This window comes from Bacillus sp. FSL K6-2839 (assembly GCF_038003365.1).
Taxonomy (GTDB): Bacteria; Bacillota; Bacilli; order Bacillales; family Bacillaceae; genus Bacillus.
On record NZ_JBBOOZ010000001.1, the window covers coordinates 395,443 to 421,556 of the forward strand.

Annotated in this window: 24 protein-coding genes; 14 read left to right on the forward strand and 10 right to left on the reverse strand. The window is 41.8% G+C overall.

All coding sequences use genetic code 11. From position 1 onward, the window contains the following. Positions 1 to 6 precede the first annotated feature (6 nt). Entirely contained in the window at positions 7 to 276 is a 270-nt protein-coding gene (locus MHH26_RS01660; protein WP_034665208.1) for an acylphosphatase, read from the reverse strand. A gap of 122 nt (positions 277 to 398) precedes the next feature. Between MHH26_RS01660 and MHH26_RS01665 the strand changes: the two genes are divergently transcribed. Then, positions 399 to 1,049 carry an MOSC domain-containing protein gene (locus tag MHH26_RS01665; RefSeq protein WP_060595758.1) on the forward strand — a complete coding sequence of 217 codons (651 nt, stop codon included), beginning with the start codon at positions 399 to 401 and terminating at the stop codon, positions 1,047 to 1,049. A gap of 41 nt (positions 1,050 to 1,090) precedes the next feature. Here the strand turns inward: MHH26_RS01665 and MHH26_RS01670 are convergent, their stop codons facing one another. From MHH26_RS01670 to map, 3 genes are all read right to left on the reverse strand, one after another. After that, positions 1,091 to 1,228, reverse strand: coding sequence for a YflJ family protein (locus tag MHH26_RS01670; RefSeq protein ID WP_003214303.1), 138 nt, complete (start codon positions 1,226 to 1,228; stop codon positions 1,091 to 1,093). Positions 1,229 to 1,362: 134 nt separating this feature from the next. Further along, positions 1,363 to 1,524 carry a hypothetical protein gene (locus tag MHH26_RS01675; RefSeq protein ID WP_003214360.1) on the reverse strand — a complete coding sequence of 54 codons (162 nt, stop codon included), beginning with the start codon at positions 1,522 to 1,524 and terminating at the stop codon, positions 1,363 to 1,365. Positions 1,525 to 1,647: 123 nt separating this feature from the next. Further along, on the reverse strand, positions 1,648 to 2,397 hold the full coding sequence (gene map, locus MHH26_RS01680) for a type I methionyl aminopeptidase (RefSeq protein ID WP_034665196.1): 750 nt from the start codon (positions 2,395 to 2,397) through the stop codon (positions 1,648 to 1,650). A 191-nt stretch (positions 2,398 to 2,588) separates the two neighbouring features. On the opposite strand from map, the gene nagE reads away from it, so the two are divergent. Next, on the forward strand, positions 2,589 to 3,950 hold the full coding sequence (gene nagE, locus MHH26_RS01685) for an N-acetylglucosamine-specific PTS transporter subunit IIBC (RefSeq protein ID WP_223250510.1): 1,362 nt from the start codon (positions 2,589 to 2,591) through the stop codon (positions 3,948 to 3,950). An 18-nt stretch (positions 3,951 to 3,968) separates the two neighbouring features. Here nagE and MHH26_RS01690 read toward each other — a convergent pair whose 3' ends face one another. Next, positions 3,969 to 4,727: a DUF817 domain-containing protein gene (locus tag MHH26_RS01690; protein ID WP_095286073.1), complete on the reverse strand. Its 759-nt coding sequence runs from the start codon at positions 4,725 to 4,727 to the stop codon at positions 3,969 to 3,971. Positions 4,728 to 4,922: 195 nt separating this feature from the next. Here MHH26_RS01690 and MHH26_RS01695 point away from each other — a divergent pair, with 195 nt between their 5' ends. After that, positions 4,923 to 5,426, forward strand: coding sequence for a DoxX family protein (locus tag MHH26_RS01695; protein ID WP_307499283.1), 504 nt, complete (start codon positions 4,923 to 4,925; stop codon positions 5,424 to 5,426). Positions 5,427 to 5,470: 44 nt separating this feature from the next. Here the strand turns inward: MHH26_RS01695 and MHH26_RS01700 are convergent, their stop codons facing one another. Together MHH26_RS01700 and MHH26_RS01705 are read right to left on the reverse strand one after the other, a co-directional pair. Further along, positions 5,471 to 6,058 carry a YjgB family protein gene (locus tag MHH26_RS01700; RefSeq protein WP_106043736.1) on the reverse strand — a complete coding sequence of 196 codons (588 nt, stop codon included), beginning with the start codon at positions 6,056 to 6,058 and terminating at the stop codon, positions 5,471 to 5,473. A 99-nt stretch (positions 6,059 to 6,157) separates the two neighbouring features. After that, the gene (locus MHH26_RS01705) at positions 6,158 to 8,140 is read right to left on the reverse strand and encodes an LTA synthase family protein (RefSeq protein ID WP_340972021.1); all 1,983 of its coding nucleotides are present in this window, start codon (positions 8,138 to 8,140) and stop codon (positions 6,158 to 6,160) included. 578 nt (positions 8,141 to 8,718) lie between these two features. On the opposite strand from MHH26_RS01705, the gene MHH26_RS01710 reads away from it, so the two are divergent. The 7 genes from MHH26_RS01710 to MHH26_RS01740 all read left to right on the forward strand — a co-directional run bounded on the left by MHH26_RS01710 (position 8,719) and on the right by MHH26_RS01740 (position 17,217). Then, complete coding sequence (locus MHH26_RS01710; RefSeq protein WP_340972024.1) at positions 8,719 to 10,377, forward strand: pyridoxal phosphate-dependent decarboxylase family protein; 1,659 nt, start codon at positions 8,719 to 8,721, stop codon at positions 10,375 to 10,377. A gap of 31 nt (positions 10,378 to 10,408) precedes the next feature. Further along, entirely contained in the window at positions 10,409 to 12,133 is a 1,725-nt protein-coding gene (locus tag MHH26_RS01715) for a methyl-accepting chemotaxis protein (protein WP_034665174.1), read from the forward strand. Between the two features lie 132 nt (positions 12,134 to 12,265). After that, complete coding sequence (locus MHH26_RS01720; protein ID WP_340972026.1) at positions 12,266 to 12,652, forward strand: DnaJ family domain-containing protein; 387 nt, start codon at positions 12,266 to 12,268, stop codon at positions 12,650 to 12,652. Positions 12,653 to 12,816: 164 nt separating this feature from the next. Further along, on the forward strand, positions 12,817 to 14,253 hold the full coding sequence (gene treP / locus MHH26_RS01725; RefSeq protein ID WP_034665169.1) for a PTS system trehalose-specific EIIBC component: 1,437 nt from the start codon (positions 12,817 to 12,819) through the stop codon (positions 14,251 to 14,253). 15 nt (positions 14,254 to 14,268) lie between these two features. Then, a complete protein-coding gene (gene treC, locus MHH26_RS01730; protein WP_307499287.1) occupies positions 14,269 to 15,969 on the forward strand; it encodes an alpha,alpha-phosphotrehalase in 1,701 nt (566 codons plus the stop codon). Between the two features lie 19 nt (positions 15,970 to 15,988). Continuing rightward, on the forward strand, positions 15,989 to 16,717 hold the full coding sequence (gene treR / locus MHH26_RS01735; protein WP_060595768.1) for a trehalose operon repressor: 729 nt from the start codon (positions 15,989 to 15,991) through the stop codon (positions 16,715 to 16,717). 65 nt (positions 16,718 to 16,782) lie between these two features. Beyond that, a complete protein-coding gene (locus MHH26_RS01740) occupies positions 16,783 to 17,217 on the forward strand; it encodes a terpene synthase (protein ID WP_340972028.1) in 435 nt (144 codons plus the stop codon). A 49-nt stretch (positions 17,218 to 17,266) separates the two neighbouring features. Here the strand turns inward: MHH26_RS01740 and MHH26_RS01745 are convergent, their stop codons facing one another. After that, the gene (locus MHH26_RS01745) at positions 17,267 to 21,556 is read right to left on the reverse strand and encodes a multifunctional 2',3'-cyclic-nucleotide 2'-phosphodiesterase/3'-nucleotidase/5'-nucleotidase (protein WP_340972031.1); all 4,290 of its coding nucleotides are present in this window, start codon (positions 21,554 to 21,556) and stop codon (positions 17,267 to 17,269) included. Between the two features lie 254 nt (positions 21,557 to 21,810). Here MHH26_RS01745 and MHH26_RS01750 point away from each other — a divergent pair, with 254 nt between their 5' ends. Continuing rightward, positions 21,811 to 22,329, forward strand: a complete 519-nt coding sequence (locus MHH26_RS01750) for a type 1 glutamine amidotransferase domain-containing protein (protein WP_106038428.1) — start codon at positions 21,811 to 21,813, stop codon at positions 22,327 to 22,329. Between the two features lie 112 nt (positions 22,330 to 22,441). Here the strand turns inward: MHH26_RS01750 and MHH26_RS01755 are convergent, their stop codons facing one another. Together MHH26_RS01755 and MHH26_RS01760 are read right to left on the reverse strand one after the other, a co-directional pair. After that, complete coding sequence (locus MHH26_RS01755) at positions 22,442 to 22,657, reverse strand: DUF1128 domain-containing protein (RefSeq protein WP_003214000.1); 216 nt, start codon at positions 22,655 to 22,657, stop codon at positions 22,442 to 22,444. Between the two features lie 77 nt (positions 22,658 to 22,734). Then, positions 22,735 to 24,090: an alanine/glycine:cation symporter family protein gene (locus tag MHH26_RS01760; RefSeq protein ID WP_060595772.1), complete on the reverse strand. Its 1,356-nt coding sequence runs from the start codon at positions 24,088 to 24,090 to the stop codon at positions 22,735 to 22,737. Positions 24,091 to 24,264: 174 nt separating this feature from the next. Between MHH26_RS01760 and MHH26_RS01765 the strand changes: the two genes are divergently transcribed. From MHH26_RS01765 to MHH26_RS01775, 3 genes are read left to right on the forward strand one after another with little or no spacing between them, the layout of a single operon-like run. Continuing rightward, positions 24,265 to 24,735: a low molecular weight protein-tyrosine-phosphatase gene (locus MHH26_RS01765; protein ID WP_034665148.1), complete on the forward strand. Its 471-nt coding sequence runs from the start codon at positions 24,265 to 24,267 to the stop codon at positions 24,733 to 24,735. A gap of 20 nt (positions 24,736 to 24,755) precedes the next feature. Further along, complete coding sequence (locus MHH26_RS01770) at positions 24,756 to 25,088, forward strand: YtxH domain-containing protein (RefSeq protein WP_307499292.1); 333 nt, start codon at positions 24,756 to 24,758, stop codon at positions 25,086 to 25,088. Between the two features lie 18 nt (positions 25,089 to 25,106). Then, complete coding sequence (locus MHH26_RS01775) at positions 25,107 to 25,925, forward strand: YihY/virulence factor BrkB family protein (protein WP_034665141.1); 819 nt, start codon at positions 25,107 to 25,109, stop codon at positions 25,923 to 25,925. Positions 25,926 to 26,114 lie beyond the last annotated feature (189 nt).

Sequence of the window (26,114 nt, forward strand, 5' to 3'; positions counted from 1 at the left end):
TTTTGATTACCTTATTCGAAAATCCTTATAATGAGCTAACTCAGTGAGCGGCTCCATCTGCATATCTGTGACCTTTGAAAAAGGGCTTCCTTTTCGAACGGTCTTTAAGAAATCAAGTACCTTTTGCTGCTCACCCTCTACCTTTAACTCGACATGACCTTCATCTGTGTTGCGTACCCAGCCTTTCATCCCGCGATTGACGGCTTCTCCTTGTACAAAATAGCGAAAACCGACTCCCTGCACCCGTCCTGCGACAATGGCATGATAATGAATCAATGTCATCTCTCCTTTTTTCTCATCATACCATAGCATGTAACTGACCTTCACGCATCGACTATGATTTAATTGTCTAACGATGTAAAATAATAGGCATGAGACAACTAAAGGAGATGGTCATCTTGGGACAGAAGAGATACGACATAGTAGGAATCCAAGTAGGACAACCCATCACGACCTATGCGAACGGAAAAGAAATCAAAACAGCCATCAACAAAAAGCGTATTCATGAGCCTGTGTATTTGAGTAAGGTCAATTTTGAGGGAGATGGCCAAGGTGATTTGGTTCATCATGGAGGATATGATAAAGCCGTCTGCGTCTTTCCATATGATCATTATGCTTACTTCGAGCAATTTTTAGGGGTTACATTACAGGAAGCTGCGTTTGGCGAAAATCTGACAGTGCGCAAGCTAGTCGAGACGAAGGTGCGTATTGGCGATGTCTTTCAACTTGGAGAAGCACTTGTTGAAGTGAGCCAGCCAAGACAGCCGTGTGTGAAACTATCTTTTAAGCACGCTAACATGAAGCTTGTCAAGGAAGTACAGCAAACGGGGTATACCGGCTTTTATTTACGGGTGCTGAAAGAAGGCATAGTGCCGCCTGATGGTTCTCTTGTATTAGTAGAAAAAGCGCCCCATCACATTACAGTCCATGAAGTGAACGAAGTCAAATATCGTCAAACAAGTCCAGAGAGGCTGAAAGCCGTTCTTGAAGTAGATGCCTTAGCAGATGTGGTGAGGAAGTCTTTAGAAAAACGAGTTCAGCACATTTAAAAAATGCCGTACATCTTATGCTGATGTACGGCTTTAAGCGTTTATGAGCTAGGTTTCTTTTGCTCAAGAAGATTTGCAAGGAAATATGTTTTTAAGCTTTGAAGCTTTCTTCCTTCATGCTTGGTCACACCAAGCTTCTTTAATTCTTCGACATACCAGCCTTTGCTACCATAATGCATGATAGAAAACTCCTTTCAATTGAAACTGCCTGCATTGTAACATCTCAAAAAAGGACGTGAAAAGTGTGCAGGGGTTAAGAAATGAAAACTGATTCTATCTGCCTATGATCCATGTATATGCTGGAAATAATCATTTATGAATTTGGCGGGTTGAGGGTAACGATGATCATGCCGACCGTCATAATCATGATGACAATACCAAGATAAGTCATCATGGATTGTTTTTTCTTAATACCTACAACCGTTAAGATGATACTTTCTATCAAAAAGATAACTCCTATGATGATGAACCACATATCAAATAAGACCCCTTTCGCATATCTTTGCCTATTTTACCACAGGCATTTTTGTTTAGTCGTGACAGATTCGTGAAAGGGAAACGAAAAAAACCCCTCCAGTGAAGAAGGGGACCTGCTGGCTTACAGCTTCGTTAAAATAATGGGTTCGTCTTTTGTGATCACAATGGTATGTTCAATCTGTGCCACTAGGCTTTTATCTGGTGTTTTAAATGTCCAGCCGTCATCAGTCTGATAAATCGATTCAGCATTTGTTGAAATAAAAGGTTCGAAGGCGATCACTGTGCCATTCTTAAACAAAGCATTATCGAATGGATCATAATAGTTCAAAATATGGTTGGGTGCTTCATGCAGATTTTTCCCAATGCCGTGTCCTGTTAGGTTTTTAATGACGGTAAATCCTTGTTCTTTGGCTGTATTGTAGACCGCACGGCCAATTTGGTTTTGTCTTTTACCGGCTTTTGCATGCTTTAATCCTTCGAGGAATGCATCCTCTGCACACTGGCATAATGCTTCAAGACGAGCATCACCTGTACCTAATACGAATGAAATGCCGGTATCGGAATAATAGCCGTCCAGCTCTGCTGAGATATCAATATTGATGAGGTCGCCCTCTTGTAAAATGGTTTTTTCACTTGGAATACCGTGTGCAACTTCATCGTTCACGCTGATACAAGTCGTCCCAGGGAAGTCATATTCCTTTTCAGGCGCCGAATTGGCCCCATGCTCTTCTAATATTTTTTTTCCAATCAAATCTAATTCTTTTGTAGACATGCCTGGTTTCGCTTGGCTTTTCATTTCTTCTCTTGCCAAAGCGACAATTCGGCCGACTTTTTTTAAGGCTTCTAACTCATGATCATGTTTGACAATCACTGTTCATTCCCGCTTTCTATAACTTCATTCTATTCAATAGCTTACCACATTTTACGCGAAAAGAGTAAAGAGCGGAATGTGAAATGAATGTGGACAAATTGGTATAGATAACTAGATGTGCATATGATATATTTTTTATGAACATCATGAACGTTTGGTCATGATGAAGACAAAGGGGGAGAAGGCAAATGGTGTTTCAGTTTTTTCAAAAGCTAGGCAAATCATTTATGCTTCCAATCGCTGTGCTTCCAGCAGCAGGGATTATTTTGGCTATTGGGCGGGAGGATGTATTCGATATCCCGTTTATTCATGCGGCAGGGAATGCTATTTTTGCAAACTTGGCTTTAATTTTTGCAATGGGTATAGCGATCGGCATTGCAAAGGATGGTAATGGGGCAGCGGCATTATCAGGTGCGATCTCTTATTTTATTTTATCAGCTGGTACAACGTCGATTAACTCAACGAACAATATGGGGGTATTGGGCGGTATTTTATGCGGGCTATTGGCAGGGTATGTGTACAATCGCTTCAAGGATACAAAACTGCCGGAATACTTAGGGTTCTTTAGCGGAAGACGGCTTGTGCCCATTATGACCGCACTTTTCACCATTCTATTAGCAGCCGTTTTCGGATATGTCTGGCCTCCGATTCAAAGCGGGATCAATGGTTTAGGGGAATGGATTTTAAGTCTTGGTGCAACGGGTGCAGGGCTGTTTGGTTTCTTTAACCGATTGCTCATTCCATTAGGACTTCATCATGTGCTGAATAACTTATTTTGGTTTCAATTCGGGGAATTCAGCGGGGCAACAGGGGATTTAGCACGATTCTTTAAAGGAGATCCAAGTGCGGGTGTATTTATGACTGGGTTCTTCCCAGTGATGATGTTCGGTCTGCCAGCGGCATGTCTAGCCATGGTTGTGACCGCAAAGCCTGAAAAGCGAAAAGCTACAGCTGGCTTGATGATTGGGATGGCGCTTACGTCATTTATTACAGGGATCACTGAACCAATTGAATTTTCATTTATGTTTTTATCTCCACTCTTATATGGTGTCCATGCTGTGCTAACAGGTCTTTCGCTCTTTATTGTGAACACCATTGGAATTCATAGCGGCTTCGCCTTTTCAGCAGGAGCGATTGATTACGTTTTAAGCTTTGGCATCGCACAAAAACCACTCATGCTGCTCGGAGTTGGGGTGCTTTATGGCATTGTGTACTTTGTCGTTTTCTATTTCCTCATTAAACTGTTAAAGCTCAAAACACCAGGCAGGGAAGATGATGACATTGAAGATATTGCAGCCGATGATACGAAGACGGCAGGTGCGAGTATGCTTGTAGAGGGACTTGGCGGCAAAGACAATATCACCACGATTGATCATTGTGCCACTCGTCTACGTTTAACAGTAGAAGATACACATTTATTAAATGAAGGCACATTGAAAAAAGCAGGTGCCAAAGGGGTACTGACTTCAGGGAAAACCTCCGTACAAATCATCATTGGAACGAATGTAGAATTTGTCGCAGATGATCTCCGCAAGGAAGTCGATCGAGATTGAAAAAAGCGTTCAGCCAGGTCAAATGGGCTGAACGTTTTTTTGTTTGCGCTGTTCGATCACCAGCACAATACTGATTACAACAAGTAAAAACCAAGAACTGATTTTCCCAAGATGTACGAGAGACCAAGCGTGCTGTTGATTTGGATATTGCCATGCTCCTAAAAAGGTGGTGACATTTTCGGCAATCCAAATGAAGAAACCAATCAGCAGAAATGAGACGACAAGCGGCATTCGAAAGGTAGAAGAGCCAACCTGAAACGAGACGGACGTTTTTCGAAACACGACAACAAGCAGCAATGTCAGCCACCACCTGAGATCATAGAGCCAATGATGCGTAAAGAAATTGAGATAAATGCACAAACTGATCCCGATTGAAAAAAACGGATGGGGCCATGAAGCCATCTGCACTTGAAGTCGGGACAGTGCCTGATAAATATAGCTTGCTACACTCGCATACATAAACCCGCTATAGAGCGGAACCCCAAAGACCTTCGTATAAGCTTCTTCAGGATAGGACCAAGAACCCATATGTACTTTATACATTTCTAAGCCAATTCCAATGAGGTGAAATAGACAAATCACCTTCAGTTCATTCAATGTCTCCAGCCGAAGCGTCAGCATGAGAATCTGTGCCAGGAGGCAAAGCAGTAGAATGAAATCATACCGGTGAAGAAAAGGAATAGCCACCATCTTTGATAGGGCAAGCGCCGCAAAGATCATGACAGGGAATAGACACGACATCGCCTGTAAGTAAGCAAAATGGAATAATGTTTTCATACAAAGTTAAACCCTTTCTTATTGTCTGAAATGACTTAGACGGTTTTAGCAAGGGAAAAGTTTACCTCACATAGATATTCATGAACAATTTGTGAATACCTATGTGAAAAAGATCACAAATTAGAAACGGCATAGTATAATAAGATCATAAAGATAATGTGAAATATTTCACATAAATTAAAAGGAGGCATCATCATGTTTACAAAATTCTTACAAACGAATGTATGGGCAGCGGTTATCCTTTTGGCAGCAAGACTTTATATCGGATGGACTTGGCTGACATCTGGTATAGGAAAACTAACAGGCGGATTCGATGCATCAGGATATTTACAATTAGCGATAGCTGAACCTGTTGTCAAAGATGGCCATTTAGTGTATCCGTTCTATGTATGGTTTTTAGAAAATGTCGCTTTGCCGAATGCGGGACTATTCAGTGCCATGGTCATGTGGGGAGAAATCTTAGTAGGTCTAGGATTAATCGTTGGATTGTTCACAACAACCGCAGCCTTTTTCGGAAGCGTGATGAATGTCTCTTTCTTACTAGCTGGTACCGTCTCTGTCAACCCGCTTCTCTTGCTCATTGCCATCGTCATCATGGCAGCGAAAGGGAATGCAGGCAAATTTGGACTTGATTATGTCGCAGGTCCAGTCTTGAAACGAACAATGAAAAGAAAGCCGCATTTAGAAGTGGCTTCATAATAAAGAAAAAGCATCCTGAGCTTCTGCTCAGGATGCTTTTTTATTTAGGAATCGGCTTTCATCAGATTAATATGCAGGACGGTGAGTTTATGCTGATTTATATCTGGGTCATGGCCGACGATAAATTCAAGCTCATAATCTCCAGTTCGATACACGTATTTTTTCTCTTTTGTCTGAGGGATGGTGCTGACCGAATCCGCTGGTCCAAGTTGTTTCTTTAATAGGGAAGGGGTCATCCCGCCGATATTCGTTTCTTTTTCTACATTTGTACCGAAATAACGGATTTCGTCAATTTTGCCTTTTGCATCATAATGAAAAGCAAATCCCGGATTCCCCATTTCAGCATGATACAAATCAAAGCTGCTGTGACCTGTTTCTGGATATGGATTTCCTAGTTTATGATGAACGTCTTTTTTTGTTTGAACACCAATTTTTAGTCCTTCTGCATAGTACGGCATTTGTCCTTTATGTGCCAGCTCATACACGTTGTTTAATGTGTTTTTCGGACCTTGAGGAACGGATTGTTCTACTGCTGTTTTGGTCATGGCGTGTGCTGAGACCGCAGGGCTGAAACCAATTAGGGCGGACGAAGCGAGTGAAGCAGTCACGACAAAAGCGGTTGTTTTTTTCAAGATAAATCCCTCCTTCTTCTTTCTATACCCGGTGCAATAGCGGTCAAACGGGAAAAGAACCAGCTGATCAGGGATCGGCTGGTTCTTAAAATGAGAAAGTTATTTTGATGAAGAGCTGGATTCATCTTTGGCGGAAGAGGAATCTTCTTCATCCTGTACTTTCTTTGTATAGTCATATTGATTGCGGTCAATCGGTGTAAAGCCTTTAGGCTTGTAGAAACGGAGTAAATCTTCGGTGACGATCTTATCAGATGTCTCCAGCATCTTTTTCACCGTTTCATTTTCTTGTGTTGCTTTATCAGTCGGCTCAATTTTCTCGCCTGTTTTGTTGCTGTAATAGTTATTGCCTACTTTTGTGTAGTCCTTAGAGACGAAGTCACCGTTTCTAAATGGCACAAGCTCTTTGAAATTCTTCGATAAGATATCAGAACCAGACATTAAATAGTTCTTCGTATCATCGCCGAGCAGGTGCAGAAGGGTTGGTGCGATATCGACTTCTCCAGAGTATTTATGAATCTGTCCGCCTTTTACCCCTGGTACATGAATAAAGAGCGGCACACGCATGAGCTGCGCATTTTCATAATCTCCGATTTTTTGTCCTGTCACTTTTTCCATCGCTTCATTGTGATTTTCAGAAATGCCGTAATGGTCTCCGTACATAATGACGACTGTATTGTCATAGAGACCTGATTTTTTCAAGTCGTTGAAGAACTGTTCAATGGCTTCATCTAAATAATGAGCCGATTGGAAATAGTTATTGACGACAGAGTCTCCGAAGTCACCAGGTTCGAAATCGGTATCACCTTCATCCATTCCAAATGGGAAATGGTTCGATAACGTAATGAATTTCGAATAAAACGGCTGCTTCAAGTTTTCGAGCATTGGCATGGATTCTTTGAAGAAAGGTTTGTCTTTCAGCCCATAGTTCTTCGTATCTTGCTCATTCATATCGTAGTACTCAGAATCGTAAAATCTGTCATATCCAAACGACTTAAACATTTCATTACGGTTCCAGAAGGTTTTCGTATTGCCGTGGAATTCTGCTGACGTGTATTGATCCTTCTTCAAGATGCCAGGAAGTGCTTGATACGTGTTTTGCGCTTTGTTAATAAAAACAGAGCCCTGTGATAATGGGAATAGCCCAGTATCCATCATAAATTCAGCATCAGACGTCTTTCCTTGTCCTGTTTGATGGAAGAAGTTATCAAAGTAAAACGTTTGGTTGTCGTGTGCCAATGAATTAAGGAATGGCGTCACTTCTTTTCCGTTTACTTTGTAATCAATGACAAAGTTTTGCAGAGATTCAAGAGAAATGGTGATCACGTTCATGCCTTTCGCTTTCCCGTAATACGCCGGGTTAGGATCAGCGCTGTTCGCTTTTAAATAGTTCTCTACATCTGTCACGTCATTTGAATTTGCCAGCGCACGCTGGCTGTTTGATTTCACATTTTGAATGGCATCAAACACAGTAAAGTTATAAGCACCTAAATATTTAACTAAATAATTGCGGTCAAACGATCTTGATAAAAGCTCTGGTCGATCAATCTCTGCGGCGACTAAGTTCATCACAAAGATCACAACAGAGGACACAAGGACGAGTCTAAACGATTTTGACTTTTGAACAGGTACAGTAGCTGTACTTGTTTGCTGCTGCTTTTTCATGCGGACTGCGAGTACGATCAAAATGATTGTATCCATAAAGTAAAACATATCAGTCCAACGCATGAGTGAAAATGCACTATCACCTAATTGTCCGCCATTCGTTCCTGCCTGCATCACGGTAGGCAGCGTGATAAAGTCATTGAAGAATCGATAGTACACGATGTTTGCGTATAGTAAAAAAGACATGAAAAAATGAATCACAATGATAGCGGCAGGCTGCCATTTTTTCTTGAACAATAAAGCAAAGCCAAGAAAGAACAAGCTGGAGCTAATAGGATTCACGAAAAGCAAAATATGCTGAAGCACATTTGATATACCAAGTTTAAATTCAATTAAATACGCTGAATACGTTTTGAGCCAAAGTAAGATGGCTGCAATAACAAAGAAGCCGAGGCCTCGTTTTTGAATAAATGTTTTCATAAAAACACTCCTTTTCTCCGATACACGGAAGAGGCGGAACGAAAGAAAACGAACCATTAGAATATACCATGAAATGCTCAAATAGAAAAGTGTTAACCGGAGAAGAGCGTCAGCAGCCTGTCCGAGCAATAAAAGGGAAGAAAACGAAAATATTCGCTCTTCGAAAAACTTTTTATGAAATTCATCCTATTATTAACAGAAAATTCAGCCATTTTCCAGTTGCTATATCAATAAAACAGGTAAAAAGACACAAGTCTAAAGAATTAATTTGGTTTCTACAATGATGATTTAGACAGTATTTCCAGTGTTTCTTAATGTTTATGCAAGTTAAGTAAAAAAAATGAGAAAAAGAATGGAGGAGGAACATGGATGAAATTTCCTGCGATGAGATATATCAATATATTTTTTTGTTTCATCAACATAATGTTTTCGATGTGTTTTGTAAGGGTTTTATTTATTTTGATGAATGAACAAATTATCTAAATATACTTAAGTGAACATTTCGAGACTATAAACTTTTAAATTGGGGTCGATATAGACTTTGACAGGAAATCTTCCATTGAAAGGATTGATAGTATATGACTGTACGAGCAGAGAACCTCGTTCAGAACTGGTTTCCGAGTGAGGACGGAAATGCAGCAGAGCGTAAAGAACTCATCAAATTAATGGAGCAGATTGTTTCAGGGGTCGATCACCTGAAAGATCCGAACCGTGCACACCTAAAGGGTGAAAAGAATCGTGGAGAAGATTTTTACCAAAAGCTCACTGAAACAAGTCAAATTCCGGTGAACGGCCAACAAGCGGAACTTGTGAATGAAGAATTACTAAAGCTTTTACATAACCATCCATACCACACAAAGTATTTCTTCACGAACATTTTGCCAATGGCAAGTACACCAGGAATTCTAGGCATGCTGACGGCCATGCTGGTAAATGGAAACAACCTATGGGATGTTTATGGACCAGCAGGAGCGGAAGCTGAGGTCAGAGTGGTCTCAATGATGTCTAAGCTCATCGGATATGATCCAAGTGTGAGCGGGGGATATACAACATGGGGAGGTCAGGGAGCCATTTTCTCAGGACTACGTTTAGCGATTGCAAAAGTTGCGCCGGAGTCACTACGGAAAGGTGTCCCGCAAAATCTTTATGCGTTTTGTTCTGATGCTGCACATTACAGCTTATTTAAGTCAATGGAAGCAACAGGACTTGGCACAGACAATTTGATCAGAATTAAGACGAATAAAGATCATTCGATGGATATGGAAGATTTGCGTTGTCAAATGGAACGTGTTGCACAAAATGGCGGAATTCCCGTTTATATTGTCGCAACAACCGGAACAACAGATGCCATTGCAATTGATGATGTAAAAGGGGTACGTGAAACAGCAGAAGCCATTGCTGGGGAGTATGGTCTACAGGTGCCGCATATTCATGCGGATTCAGCGCTCGGCGGATTCTTTGCTTTCTTTAATGAGTATGATGTAGCTGAAAACCCGCTGCAATTCTCATACGGTGTTCTTCGTATGCTAAAAGAAATCAAAGCGAAATTCCAGCATCTTTCTCTTGCTGACACGATGTGCTTTGACTTTCAAAAGCTCGGCCAAACACCTTACACATCTAGTTTATTCTTAGTGAAAAATGCTGCTGACCTAAAGCGTTTAGATCTGGAAGAACAAGAGACACCATATGTTGGTCATAGAGGCTACGGCGAATACCATACGGGTTATACACTGGAATGCTCAAGAATGGGAAGCTCTATCAGTATGCTGAGTGTGCTGTTAACGTTTGGAATTGAAGGCTACCAGCGCTTGCTCGGTCAATTCCTAGAGGTGAACCTTGCCTTTAGAGAAGCACTCAGTCAAGAAATTCCGCAAGCAGAAGTCGTGAATGATGACAACGTCGGAATGGCTACATTATTTAGAATTTACCTAGACGGCTCACCGCGTTTTCAAGAAGAGATTTCAGGCGAAGCGACTGCAATGGAAATTGAGCGGAATAATGAATTGAACAAAATGCTGTTTGAAAAGCTTGGAGAGAAAAGAGACGAAATGTTCTTTGGCGATACAACGAAGTTTTTACTTGTAAATGCAAAAGAAGGACAAGAATTCTATCTAAGTGTTAGTAAGTTTTTTGTTATCTCACCTTATACGTTACCAGAGCATATCCCACATATCGTATCTTATTTAAAAGATGTGATCGCATCTGTTTGTGGACAATTTGAACATGTACATGCTTAAATCAAATCTGAGAGTGGAGATGTAGGAAAAAATGGCGAAACAAAGGAAATTTGGAGGGTACACGATATCCTCTAAAATCATGTCAGTCGTTGTCGTAACATTACTCGCAACCGTTGCACTATTCGTTTTAACATTTTATCTAGTCAGCCAGGATTTATCATCCCAGTTATTAAAGCAATTTGATTATCGATTAACAACAGATATTGATACTGCAAAGAAAGAAATCGATAATTTGGATGGAAACGTTCTTGGCATTAGCGGGAAGGATGATCCCCTTTATGTGGAGGTCAAAAAGAAATTCAAGGAGCTTCAAGAAGATCATACGCTTGAGAACTTATACGTGCTATCTAATAAAGGCGGCAAAGAAAGAATTATTATATTAACTGGGGAAGAAAATGATTTTGATCAAGATTATGCCTTTTCAGATGAGATGAAACAAGCACTTTCTGAAGATAAAATGATCAAAAGTGATATTTACAAAGACTCATTTGGTACACATAAATCAGTCTTTTTGCCAATCAAAGATTCAGGCGGTGAACTGACGGGGATTTTAGGAATTGATTTAGATGCGTCTGTTGTGCCTGAAACAACGAAGAAGCTGACGATCTATATCACGGTTGCATCTGCTATTGTGCTCATCGGTGGGTTGTTTTTCTCCTTTATCATGGGCAGAAGAATTGCGAAACCAGCACGTTCATTGATGGAATCAGCGAACCGAATTGCTGACGGTGATTTAACTGGAATGGTAGAGGTTGAAAGTAAAGATGAGATCGGTCAACTTGCCGCATCCTTCCAAAAGATGCAGGGGCGGATCAAAGAGCTCATTGCGAAGATCTCAAACTCATCTAGTGAAGTGTCGAAAATGTCCTCACAGCTTCGCACCGTAACGAATGAATCGAGTCAAAGTGCGCAGCAAGTGTCAGAAGCCATGACGAATATGAGTGAAGGAATCAATGATTCTGTCGCAAATATTACGGATTGTACAACATCCGTTGCAGAGATCGATACTCAAATCGAAGGTGTCACAAAAGAAGTCGATGAAATGAAATCTGTTTCATCTGACGTACAAGAGCAGTCAGAATCTGGTCAAAAACTAGTGAATCATGTGCTTGAGCATCTGAATATGTTACATGACAAGATGACCAACTCAAAGCAGGCAGCAGAAGAATTACAATCTCATTCCACGGAGATTGAAAGTGTCATCTCGATTATTACGGACATTTCAGCGCAAACGAATCTGCTTGCACTGAATGCTTCAATTGAAGCGGCACGTGTTGGAGAAGAAGGAAAAGGGTTTGCTGTTGTGGCAGATGAGGTGCGTAAGTTAGCTGAGCAATCAGCGGATGCGGCTAAAACCGTTTCAGACCTCGTCATCGGCACACAGGAAAACAGTCAGCGTGTTCTTGAAAGCGTAGAGGAAAGCAGTAAAGCAGTGGAAGAAGGACGTGAACAAATGGAAGGCACGTCACAAAACTTCGCTGTGATTTACGACGGCGTATCTCAGTTTTCAAGAAGAACGAACAATTTGCTTGCTTCTATTAAGCAAGTAGAGCAAGCATATCAAACGATTTCTACATCGATTGAACAAATTTCAGTTGTATCGGAAGAACACGCCGCCAGCTCTCAAGAAGTAGCGGCAGCAACAGAACAGCAAAGTGCTGGCATGCAGCAAATTTCAAGTGCGATTGAACAGCTCTCTGATATGTCAGAGGACTTAGCACAGATGGTATCTACTTTCAAAATCGACAATAAATAACGAGAGAGAGCTAAAATGATCTTTATTTTAGCCCTTTGTCTTCTTTTAAGCGTATCTGAAGCTGACTCTTGTGAGAGAGTCAGCTTTTTTGCTATGCTTAATCAAATCGTTTCAGACGAAAGGAGAAACGCCATGGATTTTGCGCAGAGATTATCAGAAGAACGGATTAAAAAAGCGATGGATCACGGGGCTTTTGAAGGATTATCTGGCTTTGGGAAACCCCTGCCTAAAGATGACGCTGCTCATGTACCTGAAGAACTCAGAATGGGCTACAGGATGATGAAAAATGCTGGCTTTGCTGGGGAAGAAACAGCACTGAAAAAAGAACTCATGACCGTCAAAGAGCTGCTTCACTCCAGTATAGACGGAGAGGAAAGAAAAAAACTTTCTCTCATGTGTGAAGAAAAACAAAAACGCCTGGATGAACTCACATCTAAGCGACAAACTTTTGCCCGTCCAGCCTCCTCCTTTTATAAAAACAGGGTCTACGAAAAATTAACGGAGCATAAAAAAAGATGATGACACGCTGCCTCTCCTGAGCACATTGAGGGAGCTTTTTTTATGAAAGCGCTGCATTTTGTTGTTGACTACATGTATATACAAATATAAAATAAGAAACAAACATGTATATACAAGTTTTTTGGTTCTTTTTTCTTATAAAAAACGATCTCGGAGGGGATAGCATGGCTGATTATCAGGCAGCAGCAGATCAGATTGTGAAAGCCATCGGCGGCAAAGAAAATATTGATCAAGCAACACATTGTGTGACAAGGCTGCGCTTTGTGCTGAAGGATGAAGGAAAGGTTGATGAGAAAGCACTTGAACAAATAGAAGAAGTGAAGGGATCTTTCTCAGCGAACGGTCAATACCAAGTTGTGATCGGCCAAGGGGTCGTCAATCGAGTATATGCTGAAATGGTGAAACAGACAGGCATTGGGGAAGCCACAAAAGAGGACGTTAAGCGTGCCTCTGATCAAAAATTAAATCCATTGCAGCGTGCTGTGAAAACGCTTGCGGATATCTTTATTCCGATTCTTCCTGCCATCGTCACAGCCGGTTTATTAATGGGGATTAATAATATTTTAACAGCTCCAGATATTTTCTTTGATCAAAAATCGATTGTGGATGTGTATCCGGCATGGGCTGATTTAGCGAATATGATCAACTTGATTGCAGGCACTGCCTTCACATTCCTGCCCGCATTAATCGGCTGGTCAGCAGTGAAGCGGTTTGGAGGAAATCCGCTCTTAGGGATGGTCCTTGGGCTGATGCTTGTACACCCAGACTTATTAAATGCGTGGGGCTATGGAGCGGCTGAAAAGTCTGGTGAGATTCCTGTCTGGAATTTGTTTGGACTTGAAGTGCAAAAGGTAGGCTATCAAGGGCAGGTTCTTCCGATACTCGTTGCCTCGTATTTACTAGCGAAGCTCGAATTATTCATCACAAAACGGACACCTGAAAGTATTCAGCTGTTAGTGGTTGCACCGATTACGTTATTAGTCATTGGCTTTTTATCCTTTATCGTCATTGGACCTGTTACATTTGCAATCGGTAACGTTTTAACATCTGGACTTGTGGCTGTATTCCAGCAGTTCGCAGCACTTGGCGGTCTATTATACGGCGGATTGTACGCTGCATTAGTGATTACAGGGATGCACCATACGTTCCTCGCTGTCGATATTCAATTGATTAATTCCAAACTGCATGGCACGTTTCTATGGCCGATGCTCGCACTGTCTAATATCGCACAAGGATCAGCCGCACTCGCGATGATGTTTGTTTTAAAAGATGAAAAGCAAAAGGGGCTCTCACTGACATCAAGTATTTCCGCTTACTTAGGAATTACCGAGCCAGCGATGTTTGGCGTCAACCTGCGCTATCGATTCCCATTTATTTTTGCACTCATTAGCTCTGGTTTAGCTGGTATGTTTATCGCCTCTCAAGGGGTGCTGGCAAGTTCAGTTGGTGTTGGAGGCATTCCAGGAATCTTCTCCATTATCCCGAAATATTGGGGCGCATTTGCGATAGGGATGGTCATTGTACTCATCGTCCCGTTCATTGGAACCCTTTTGTATGCAAAGCTAAAAAAGAAAAAAGATGTTTCACAAGAACTTAACTAGTGGTGGTGAAGGAAATTGAAACAACAAACAAACGAACCGTGGTGGAAAAAAGCGGTGGTCTATCAAATTTACCCGAAGAGCTTTTTAGATACAACGGGCTCAGGTACAGGCGATATCAATGGTGTGACAAAAAAGCTCGATTATATCAAACAGCTGGGGGCGGATTGTATTTGGCTCACGCCAATGTATGAGTCCCCGCAGCATGACAACGGCTATGATATTAGTGACTATACAAAAATCCATGACATGTACGGCACAATGGCGGATTTTGAACACATGCTGAAAGAAGCCCATGATCGAGGCATACGAGTCATCATGGATTTAGCCGTCAATCATACATCCATTTTCCATGAGTGGTTTCAAGCATCGCGCGAGTCAAAGGATCATCCTTATCGAGATTATTATATTTGGAAGGAGCCTAAAGCAGACGGATCACCGCCGAATGATTGGCAGTCAAAATTTGGCGGTCCAGCCTGGGAGCTAGATGAAGCAACGGGAGAGTATTATCTTCATTTATACGATGTCACACAGGCGGATCTCAATTGGGAAAAGGATGAGGTGCGCAGGCAAGTATATGACATCATGCATTTTTGGTTTGATAAAGGAATTGATGGATTCAGGCTGGATGTCATCAACAACATCTCGAAAGATCAACGCTTCTTAGATGACGCCGGACAGTCTGTGCAAGGAGACGGTCGGATGTATTATACGGATGGCCCAAGAATTCATGAGTTTCTGCATGAAATGAATCAAGAGGTTTTTTCGAAATATGACAGCATGACAGTCGGGGAAATGTCTTCAACGAATATCGCAGACTGCATTCGGTATACAAGACCGGATCGGCAGGAGCTGGATATGACGTTTAACTTCCATCATTTAAAGGTCGATTATCCAAACGGAGAGAAATGGGCCCTCGCACCATTTGATTTTCAGGAATTGAAGTCGATTCTGTCCGAATGGCAGACGAAAATGCATGAGGGCGGCGGCTGGAATGCGCTCTTCTGGTGCAATCATGATCAGCCGCGTATCGTCTCAAGATACGGTGATGATGAAACGTACCATCAGCAATCAGCGAAGATGCTGGCGACTACCATTCATCTCATGCAAGGGACTCCGTATATTTATCAAGGTGAAGAAATTGGCATGAAGAATCCTCAGTTTGAGGACATCTCATCTTACCGCGATATCGAATCACTCAATATGTATGAAGCCATGCTTGAAAAAGGGAAATCAAAGGAAGAAGCACTCGCCATTTTACAGGTCAAGTCAAGAGATAATGCGAGAACACCGATGCAGTGGACCTCAGAAAAGAACGCAGGTTTCTCAAAAGGAACACCTTGGATTGAGCCAGCCAATAACGACATTTCGGTCGAAGCTTCATTAAAAGATAAGACATCTATTTTCTACCACTATCAAGCCCTTTGCAGGCTACGTAAAGAACTTGACGTGATCACATATGGAAGCTTCACCTTACTCTTAGCAGATGACCCGAAGGTTTTTGCTTATGTGAGAGAAAGTGATGAGGAGAAGCTTCTTGTGATCAATCACTTTTACGCAGGAGAGACGGACTTTACGCTTCCTGATGAGCTTGTGCAGGCTATAGATGAGATGGAGGGGCAAGTGCTGTTATCCAATTATGAGGATGTACCGGCAGATATGAAGGGATTTACGTTGCGTCCATATGAGTCAATCGTTTATCATTTAACCAAACGCTAGAAAATGGGGCGGAGGGAAAATGAAAGAGAATAAGTTTCGAGTGATTTATGATCAGCTCGCAAGACGAATTGAACAAGGTGATTGGCAGGATAAAGGCATTCTGCCATCAGAGCATGAGCTATCCTTGATGTACGATACGTCCCGTGAGACGGTGAGAAAGGCATTAAATATCCTTGTGCAAAATGGCTATATCCAAAAAATCCGCGGGAAAGGCTCTGTCTTGCTGAATCGTGAAAAAATGCAATTCCCAGTCTCGGGTCTCGTCAGCTTTAAAGAGCTTTCCCAAACACTTGGCCGAAAGACAGTTACGACGGTTCACGAATTTGGTTTAATCAAACCGGATCAGTATATTCAGTCTCAGCTGAAAATTAGTGGGCAGGAGGATGTCTGGGAAGTCATCCGCTCTCGCAATATTAGCGGAGAAGAAGTGATTTTAGACAAGGATTACTTTTTGCAAAAGCATGTGTCGGTCTTGTCGAAGGACATATGTGAAGGATCAATTTACGAGTATATTGAAGGTGAGCTCGGTGTATCAATCAGCTATGCCCAAAAGGAATTTGTGGTGGAGCCATGTACAGAAGAGGACGCCAAGTATCTTGATTTGAACGGGTTTGACCATGTGGTTGTCGTGAAAAATTACGTGTTCTTAGAGGATACAAGTTTATTTCAATACACGGAAAGCCGTCACCGATTAGACCGCTTCAGATTCGTCGATTTTGCAAGAAGAGAAAAAGTGGACAGAGCATAGGCTCTGTCCATTTCAGGTTTTGGGAAAAGCAGACGACAAAGAGCTCACCATTTTCAGGAGGAAAGATGATGAGATTAAATAGACCACTAAAATTAAGAGATTTAGAAATATTCAGCGTGATGAAAGATCATCAGATTTTATGCTACGTCATCATTGAAGATACGCGAAAACCGTTTACGGAAGAAGACAGAAAGCTAGACCCATTATGTTATATGGATAAAGAAGATATACAAGCGATTTTGAATGTTTTTCATATTTCCATTATCAATGATGAAAAATTAAGTAAAGAGGATTTAACTCTTGTAGAAGATTATTTTGCTGATTTTGTAAATAATACGAACTTAACGAATTTTATTATAAGAGATTATGTTTTAAAGGATTTATATGATGTAGATGATGAAAATGACATCATGTTCTTTAATAGAATGCTTCGTCATATAGGGTCAGATGATGTGAAAGAATTTGACGACCGCAATTGGATCTATTTATCTCAAGATTGATGTCTTATTCCATGAAAAGTGGACAGAGCATAGGCTCTGTCCTTTTCCTTTAGGATGATACATTTTTTCTTGTACGCTTGCGCTGGTAGTAATAAAGGATACCGCCTGCGGCGAGCATGAGCACGCCAATCAGTACAGCTGTATACATCATCGTGGCTGTATTCGGCAGTGTGCCGCCTGGGAGGCCGGTTCCTTCTTGGTTTGAATCTGTGCCTGTACCTCCGCCTGGTGCTGATGTTTCGCCGTCTCCACCATTTTGATCTGGGGTTGTTCCAGCTGCTGCATTTTGATTGAGGACGGTGTATTCGCTAAAGTGCTCAGTTTGACCTGATACGACTCCATTTTCGAACGATCCGTTACTTGTTTTGGCGTAACGATTCTTCTCGCGATCCACATAATACACACTAGGTTTTTTCGCCTTTTGAGGCTCGTCTAGTGTAAAGGATAGTGTGACAGGGTCTTTAAAGGTCGAAACCTTTTTCTTGTCTTGTTTGATTTGGAAATCATACGTATCCGTTAATGCGTTTTTCACTTTATCCGTCTTTGTCATCCATATATCTGCGCTTTTCTCGGACAAATTGGAGAGCGGTAATGCGAATCCCACTTTGTCATGATAGATGGTGACGTTTGGATCTTGCTCTCTTTTCTTCAGCTCAGCTACTTGCGCTTTTGATAGAGACAATTGAACGTTTTTCGCTTTGCTTGCTTTGTCTAGATAGAGCAATGCTTTGTTTGTATGCTGCACATATGTTTGGAATTTCTTATCATCTTGAATGTCATAAGCGCCTTTCCCTTTCACGCGAGGAAGGAACACTTCTTTCACCCTGTGATCGATAACAGGCGAAATCTGCCCGTCTGCCTTTTCAATTTGCTCTTTGAAGATTTCATAGTCGACATAACCTAAGTCTTCGCCGTGAGAGGCTTCTGTAAAGACGCTGTAGCCGTCGCCGCCTGTGCCGACAAATGCGTTTGTGGCTACGCGGTATGTTTTCTCATCATCAATGTCCGTCAGTTGACCTTTTTGGTCTTTCAGTTTCACATCAATTAGTCTGCTGCCAGCTGGTTTACTGAGTGTAAAGGTATATTCTATGCCAGCTGCATGAGGGAATGCGCCTCCGCCTTCCTCTATGCCTGACAGCCCCTGTTCGAGTGCTTTTTTAATTTGACTGCCTTTTAAATCTGCGACATAAAGTGTATTTCCGAAAGGCATCACCGTTAAAATATCACCTAAAGTGATATCTCCTTTTTCAATGCTTCCACGAATACCGCCGCCGTTTGTGATGGCAAGGTCAGCACCGGCAGATTCTTGCGCTTTCTGCAGCATGCCGTCGGCAATAAAGTTCCCAAGATTTGTTTCCTTCGCACGGACGTGCTCGCGTTGTCCGTCTAATAGGACATCTGTATAGCCGACTTTTTCTGTTTTTAAATCTTGAATATCTGCTTTGTACCCATCAAGGATCGCTTTTGCATCTGCATCTTCTTTGACAGAGTCATCAATAGAGATCAGGTCAAAAGAAGATTCTTTTGGCTGTACGACGCCTTTTTTGTCAAAGGCTACGTCTACTTTCCCTAGAAATTGTCCGTAGTCTTTCACCTGAGCGACAATTGTAGGTTCTTTTTTATTGATGACCTTTAATTTTTCAACAAGTGTGTGCGTGTGACCGCCAATGATTAAATCAATACCGTCAACTTTTTGAGCCAGCTCAAGATCACGATTGTAGCCAATGTGTGTTAACGCAATGATTTTATTGATTTTTTCTTCTGTTTGAATGGTGTTGACTGTTTCTTTTGCTTTCTTGTACGCATCTTTAAATTGAATGTTAGGACCGCTGCTGGATGTAATGGCTGTGTCTTCAGTCGTTAAGCCGAATACGGCCACCTTTTCACCATTAACATCAAGCAGGATGTAAGGGTAGATCCCGGCTTCTTTTTTCTCACCAGCTTTAAATGAGGCTGGTTTTTTCACTAAGTCGCTCAATTGTTTTTCCTTCGAGACATCCACGTTTGATGACACAATCGGGAATTGAGGCTTTTCAAATTGATGACGGTTTTTCGGATCGACATCTGATGCATCACCTGTTAGAAATTGACGTAGTACAGAAGGACCTTTGTCAAATTCATGATTACCAAACGTCATGGCATCGTATTTCATTAAGTTCATCAATTTCAGATCGGCAAGTCCTTGCCATTTTGTGAAGTATAGGTCACCAGAGAAGACATCTCCAGCGTCCAATAAAATATTGTTCTTGCTTTCAGCACGGATTTCTTTGATCTTTGTTGCGCGTCTTGCCGCATCATCAAGGTGTGCGTGTGTATCGTTCGTATGCATGACTGTTAAATTCCAGTTGTCTGATGAAGGCGGTTCTGTTGTGCCATCCTCTTTAAAGGCTAGCTTGTACACACCAAGACCATCTGTGCTTGCGTTACGAACAAAGTCTACGCTGCTTGATTTCTCAGCAAACGGTTTGGCTAAAAGAGAAGATTCAAATGTTAAAGTTGCGCCTTTCACCGGTGCAATGGCCCAGTTTTGATCAGCACTTGGATTGATGGTTTTTTGTTCGATAATATAATCCATCAGCACTTGACGGTTCTCATCTGCTGAGGCAAGCACCACTTTATCTTGGGTCAAATGCGGAAAGCCTCCGCCGCCAGAAGCACGATAGTTATTTGTCACGACTAAAAATTCTTGATTGTCAGAGACTGTTTTCCCGTTGTAAGACAGGTTTTTGATGCGGTTTGAATTGGCGTTGACAAGTGTGCCTGTTGTGCTGTATTTAGCAGGCTGCGTCACATCGACTTGGTATGTCACACCATCTATTACATCAAAGTTATACGAGCGGTATTCCTCGTTTAAAATCGGCTGTTCTTTTGAAACGTTCGGTTTGATCTGATTAAACTGTCCGGCAGACATCTCTAACCAGTCTTTCACTTCACTGCCTCTCAGTTTCACAATCTGCACAGTGTTATCGTAAAGGTAGAGATCGCCGATGTTCTTAATTGCTAAATCTCCTTTTGCGATATTTGTATAATAATTTACACCGTTTCGGCCGCCGGCTTTAAACGGGGCACCTGCAGATAAAATCGGTAAATTTTGATACGCAGTGTCCTTCATTTTTTCTTGTGCATACCATTTTTGGGCATCTGTCACAATTTGAATCGAAGGGTCATCCATCACTTGAGCGAAAAAGCTATTAATGTCTGCTTCTGTTTTGCCAACAGGCTTTCTCACGTAATCAAGTGTGTTTTGATGCGTTGTTTGAATAGCATCTTTCACAGTACTGTTTTGAGATATCACTCCGGCAACAGATTCAATCTTGCCTGTTCCGTCTGTGACCTTCCAGCTGCTGCCGTCAGGCTCTAATGTTAAATCAATGACTCCGAGGTAGCTTCCCCAGTTTTTTGACATGACGACTGGGATGCCGTTGATGGTTCCTTTTGAGACATTGAATTTGTCGACGCCGTTATATTCAGCGCTTGGGAATGTGCCATGCTGGTGGCCAGATACAATGGCATTGATGCCTTTTGTTTTCGTGGCAAGGTCAAAGATCATATTTTCTGATCCTTTAGGTGAAGCTGTTTTTTCAATTCCTGTATGGGCAAGAGCGACAATGACATCTGCGCCTTTCGCCTTCATTTCAGGAATGGTTTCATTGGCAGATTCGACGATGTCCTGCACTTGGACTTGTCCATCTAAATGCTTCTTATCCCACGTCATAATTTGTGGTGGAACAAATCCTATGTAACCAACTTTCACAGTTTGTGAGGCTCCGTTTGCATCTTTAAAGGTTTTATCTTGGATCACGTAAGGTGTAAAACGGTGTTCTCCATTTAGCTTTTTGACGTTCGCATTGACAATCGGGAAGTTGGCGCCCGCAATGGTACCGTCAAGGAAAGATAATCCGTAGTTAAATTCATGATTGCCAAGTGTTCCTGCATCGTATTTTAGTTTGTTGAGTGTATGAATAATGGGGTGAACCTTTGTTTGATTGATGATGCTGTCTTTCTCATGTTTGTAAACGTATTCTCCAAGAGGGGTTCCTTGAATCAGGTCTCCGTTATCAACAAGGAGTGTATTGGGATTTTGTGAACGGTGCTTGTCAATCAGCTCGGCTGTTTTTGCCAAACCAAATTCATTTGTTTCTTTGTCGCTGTAATAATCATAATTCATCATGTTCGCATGAACATCGGTTGTGGCTAAGATGCTGACCTTTACGGCATTGCCGTTTTCTGTTTCTGCATAAGTAGGTACTGCTGGGAGAATGAGACTAATCATCATAATGGAAGTGAGCAGAATAGACAGGTTTTTCCTTCGTTTAGACCTATGTGTTTGCTTCTTCACCTGATCTCCGCCTTTCTAATTTTTTTGACCACAATACCTATTGTAGAAATGTTTCGTTAACTTTTGTAGTTATTTTTTGCAGATTATTGTAAAGATAACATAAATCATACGAATTACCTTGTTAAGGGGATATGAATGGGTCGAATTGCTTATTTTTATCGTAAGGGGTTTTCTGATAGGGATAGGATGTTTCATTTCAACATGCCCGGGTATAGTGTGTAGTGTAAACGATAATCAAGCAGGAGGGTTTCTACATGGGTAAGAAAATTGCAGTTGTATTAACAGATTACTTTGAGGATGTTGAATACACCGAGCCTGCAAAAGCCTTTAAAGATGCAGGTCATGAAATCACAGTGATTGAAAACGAAAAAGGTAAAACAGTGAAAGGGAAGCAAGGAGATGCAGAAGTGAGAGTGGATGCGTCCATTGATCACGTGAAGCCTGAAGACTTCGATGCACTTCTCATTCCTGGCGGTTTCTCACCGGACATTCTGCGTGCAGATGATCGTTACGTCCAATTCACTAAAGCATTTATGGACGAGAAAAAACCAGTATTTGCGATCTGTCATGGACCGCAATTGCTTATTACAGCGAAGACGTTGGAAGGAAGAAGCGCAACTGGCTATACATCCATTCAAGTAGATATGGAAAACGCAGGCGCTAAATTTAAAGACGAAGAAGTTGTCGTTTGTCAGGATCAGCTTGTGACAAGCCGTACACCTGATGACATTCCAGCATTTAACCGTGAATCATTAAAACTGCTTGAGAAATAAACCGCAGTTATGACAGGATAAAAAAAGCCAGTACCTTGCGGGGAGCTGGCTTTTTCTGCGCATGATGTAAGGAAACTGCGTGTAGACCGTAAAGCAGTTTCCTTTTGCACCATTATTTTCTTAAGTTTTTTAGCTCGCTTGCGATGGCTTGCATTTCACTTGGGCTGAATGAAGATTTTTTCATCACCATTTGGTGAAGAAATTCGATATCTTCGTACTTGTCTGGACTGAAGTCCTCGGCTTTAATGACTCCAATGTTCAGCATATTTAACTTTTGCGAAATGTCTTCAATCAGCTGATTGACTTCAGCCGCTTTTTGCTCTGACAAGGGCGGCACGTCCTTTCCTGCATATATGTCGAATAATATGTCTATTTTAACAGAAATGCAAAAGAATAAAAGGGCTATTAAGATGACACGGAGATGTTTTTCTCCTTTTTCTCCTGCTTAATCTTATCAATGATTCGTTTGGATTCAAATACGACAACCCCTGATAAACCGATGAGCCCGATTAAGTTTGGAATCGCCATCAGCCCATTGAGCATATCTGCTACACCCCAAACGAAGTCATTTTTAAACACGGCACCGAAAAAGACAGCAATGACAAACACGATGCGATAATACATGACGTACGAATCCTTCGCCAAATATGTAAAGCATTTTTCACCATAATAGGACCAGCCAATGATGGTGGAATAGGCAAACAAGAGCAGACCGATTGCCACAATGGTTGAGCCAACTGGACCGAGAAAATGAGCAAAGGATAACGAGGTCAGCGCATCACTTTTCACTGTTAAATACATATCTGCCATGACAATGGTAATGCCAGTGATAGAACAAACAATGATTGTATCGATAAACACTTGCGTCATAGATACGAGAGCTTGACGGGCGGGCATATCCGTTTTCGCAGCCGCAGCAGCAATTGGTGCTGACCCAAGACCTGCTTCATTGGAAAATACTCCTCGTGCCACACCCCAGCGAATGACAGTTCCAATTGCACCACCTGCCACGGCTTGACCCGTAAAGGCATCTGAGAAAATAAGACCGACTGCGCCTGGAACGAGATCAGCATTCATGACAAGAATGATCAGACCGCAAATGACGTAAAATAAAGCCATGACGGGTACAAAAATAGATGTGACCCGGCCAATGCTCTTAATTCCGCCTAAAATCACGAGTGCCGTAAAAGCAGTAATGATAATACCTGTCACCCATGTTGGAATTTGAAAGGTAGAATTCATGACTCCTGAGATGGAATTAGACTGTACCAGGTTGCCGATCCCAAAGGCAGCACTGGCGCCGAAAACAGCAAATAGCACCCCTAGCCATTTCTGTTTCAATCCATGCTCTAAATAATACATAGGCCCGCCAGACATTTCGCCTTTTTCGTTTTTGATCCTGTATTTAACTGCAAGAACAGCTTCTGCAAACTTAGTGGCCATTCCGAAAAATGCAGCAAACCACATCCAGAATACCGCACCCGGACCACCCGCTATAACTGCCGAGGCCACACCTACGATATTCCCTGTACCGACAGTTGCAGCAAGAGCCGTCATTAACGCTTGGAAATGAGAAATATCTCCTTCTGACATTTTGTCTTGTTTAGAAAAAGCGAGCTTTAAAGAATAAGGAAGTAATCTAATTTGAATGAAGAGAACGCGAAAGGTGAGGTATATTCCAGTACCAACAATTAAAATCAATAGGGGAGGCCCCCACAAAAAATTGTTCATCGTCGTGACAAACTGCTCAATTATTCCCATCTAATATCCCCCTTTGTTTGTGTAATTCTCCTAAAGTTTCTCCTGTTTTTGTGTAATTTGTCAATGGCGATGAGAGCTTTTCTTGCAAAGTTTCCAAAAGAAAAAGGGCTTGATATGATAGAGAAAAGGTTTTCGAAAAGAACTCTTAGGGAAAAGATAGGAGGAGAATGAAGAATGATACATGTGTTATTCGTGTGTCTTGGCAATATTTGCAGGTCACCGATGGCAGAGGCCATGTTTAGAAAAAGAGTAGAAGATGAGGGGCTTAGCGAGCACTTTGTGATTGATTCAGCAGGGATTGGCGGCTGGCATCAAGGAAGTCCTCCGCATGAAGGAACGCGAAAGCTGCTTGATGAAAAAGGCATCAGCTATGAAGGAATGACTGCAAGACAAATCATGGAGAAGGATATCACCACATACGACTATATCATGGCGATGGATGCTGAAAATGTAGGGGCACTTCGCAGTATAGCCGGCTATGGGAAACATCACTTTATTGGCCGTCTTCTTGATTTTGTAGAAGACGACGATCGAGATGATGTGCCAGATCCTTATTACACTGGGAACTTTGAGGAAGTCCATGAATTAATTGAAACAGGAATTGACCGTTTTTTGACGTATGTAAAGAAAGAGAACCACCTTTAACTGAAAGGAGATCAGACGAGATGGAAGAAAAAAATCAAATCGTGCTCCGAGGAGCTGTCATAGGAGCAGCTTGCGGCGCATTGCTAACTTTATTTCATCGGCCAACGAGAATTGCACTCAAAGAGAAATGGAATGACTGCCAGCAAAAGCTGGATGAATACCGCCAGGAGCCAGGCAGAATATCGGCTTGCATGAAAGAAAAGATGGAAGAAACGAAGCAGCTGATGCGAACAGTCTCAGATGATTTGTCATTTTTAAATGAACAGGTCAATCAGTTAAAGGAAACAACCCCAAGGGTATTAGAAATTATTGAAGAAACAAAGGATCACTTTCAATCGAAACAGACAGATTGATCATTGGAGATGAGGCGTATGGGTTTTATTAAAGCGTTAATTGAACGCTTTTTGCTGCATGAAGGACCGGCAAAATCTGCTGAGCTTGCGTATTTCTTTTTGCTTTCATTATTTCCGTTTCTCATCTTCGTGCTGACACTGGTTGGGTATTTGCCGCTGACGTCAAAGGATGTCCTGAGCGTCATTTCTGGTTATGCGCCAGAAGGAGCGCTTTCGATGATTGAATCCATTGCCGATCAGACGCTGAATAATCGTAACGGCGGGTTATTATCGTTTGGGATTATTGCCGCCCTTTGGTCAGCATCTAACGGCATTAATGCCGTCGTCAGAGCTTTTAACCATGCTTACGAAGTTGAGGAGAATCGTTCCTTCATTCTCGTACGTTTAACATCGATTATCTTAACGATCGCGATGGTTTTGACCATTATTTTTGCCTTGATGCTGCCTGTCTTTGGAAAAGAACTTGGTTTATTTGTCGCTAAATTAGTCGGGCAGTCAGATGCCTTTCTCACCGTATGGACTGCGATGAGATGGATCATTAGCCCGCTGATTTTGTTGATTGTTTTTACATCCTTGTACTATTTTGCTCCAAACATTAGGCTGAAATTGAAATTTGTTCTGCCAGGTGCCATTTTTGCATCGATTGGATGGATTTTGGTCAGCATGCTGTTTTCATTTTACGTAGGCGAGTTTGCCAACTACAGTGCGATGTACGGAAGCATTGGGGGAATCATTATTTTAATGATCTGGTTTTATTTAACCGGCATCATGATTATCCTTGGCGGCGAGCTCAATGCGCTTTTACATAAACGTAAAATCGTACCAGGCAAGCTATAAAGAAATCCGGGCATCCTAAAGAAGAACGAACAAGTTCAATCTGAATGGATGGGGGAAATCACATATGTCCAAACAATCGAAAAAAGGCGGAAGCAATACGAAACAAAACAAAGGTCATCAGCCTAAGCACAAAACAAGCGGCAGTGCGAACGGGCAAAATGGATATCACTAAATGAAAAAACTCCTCTG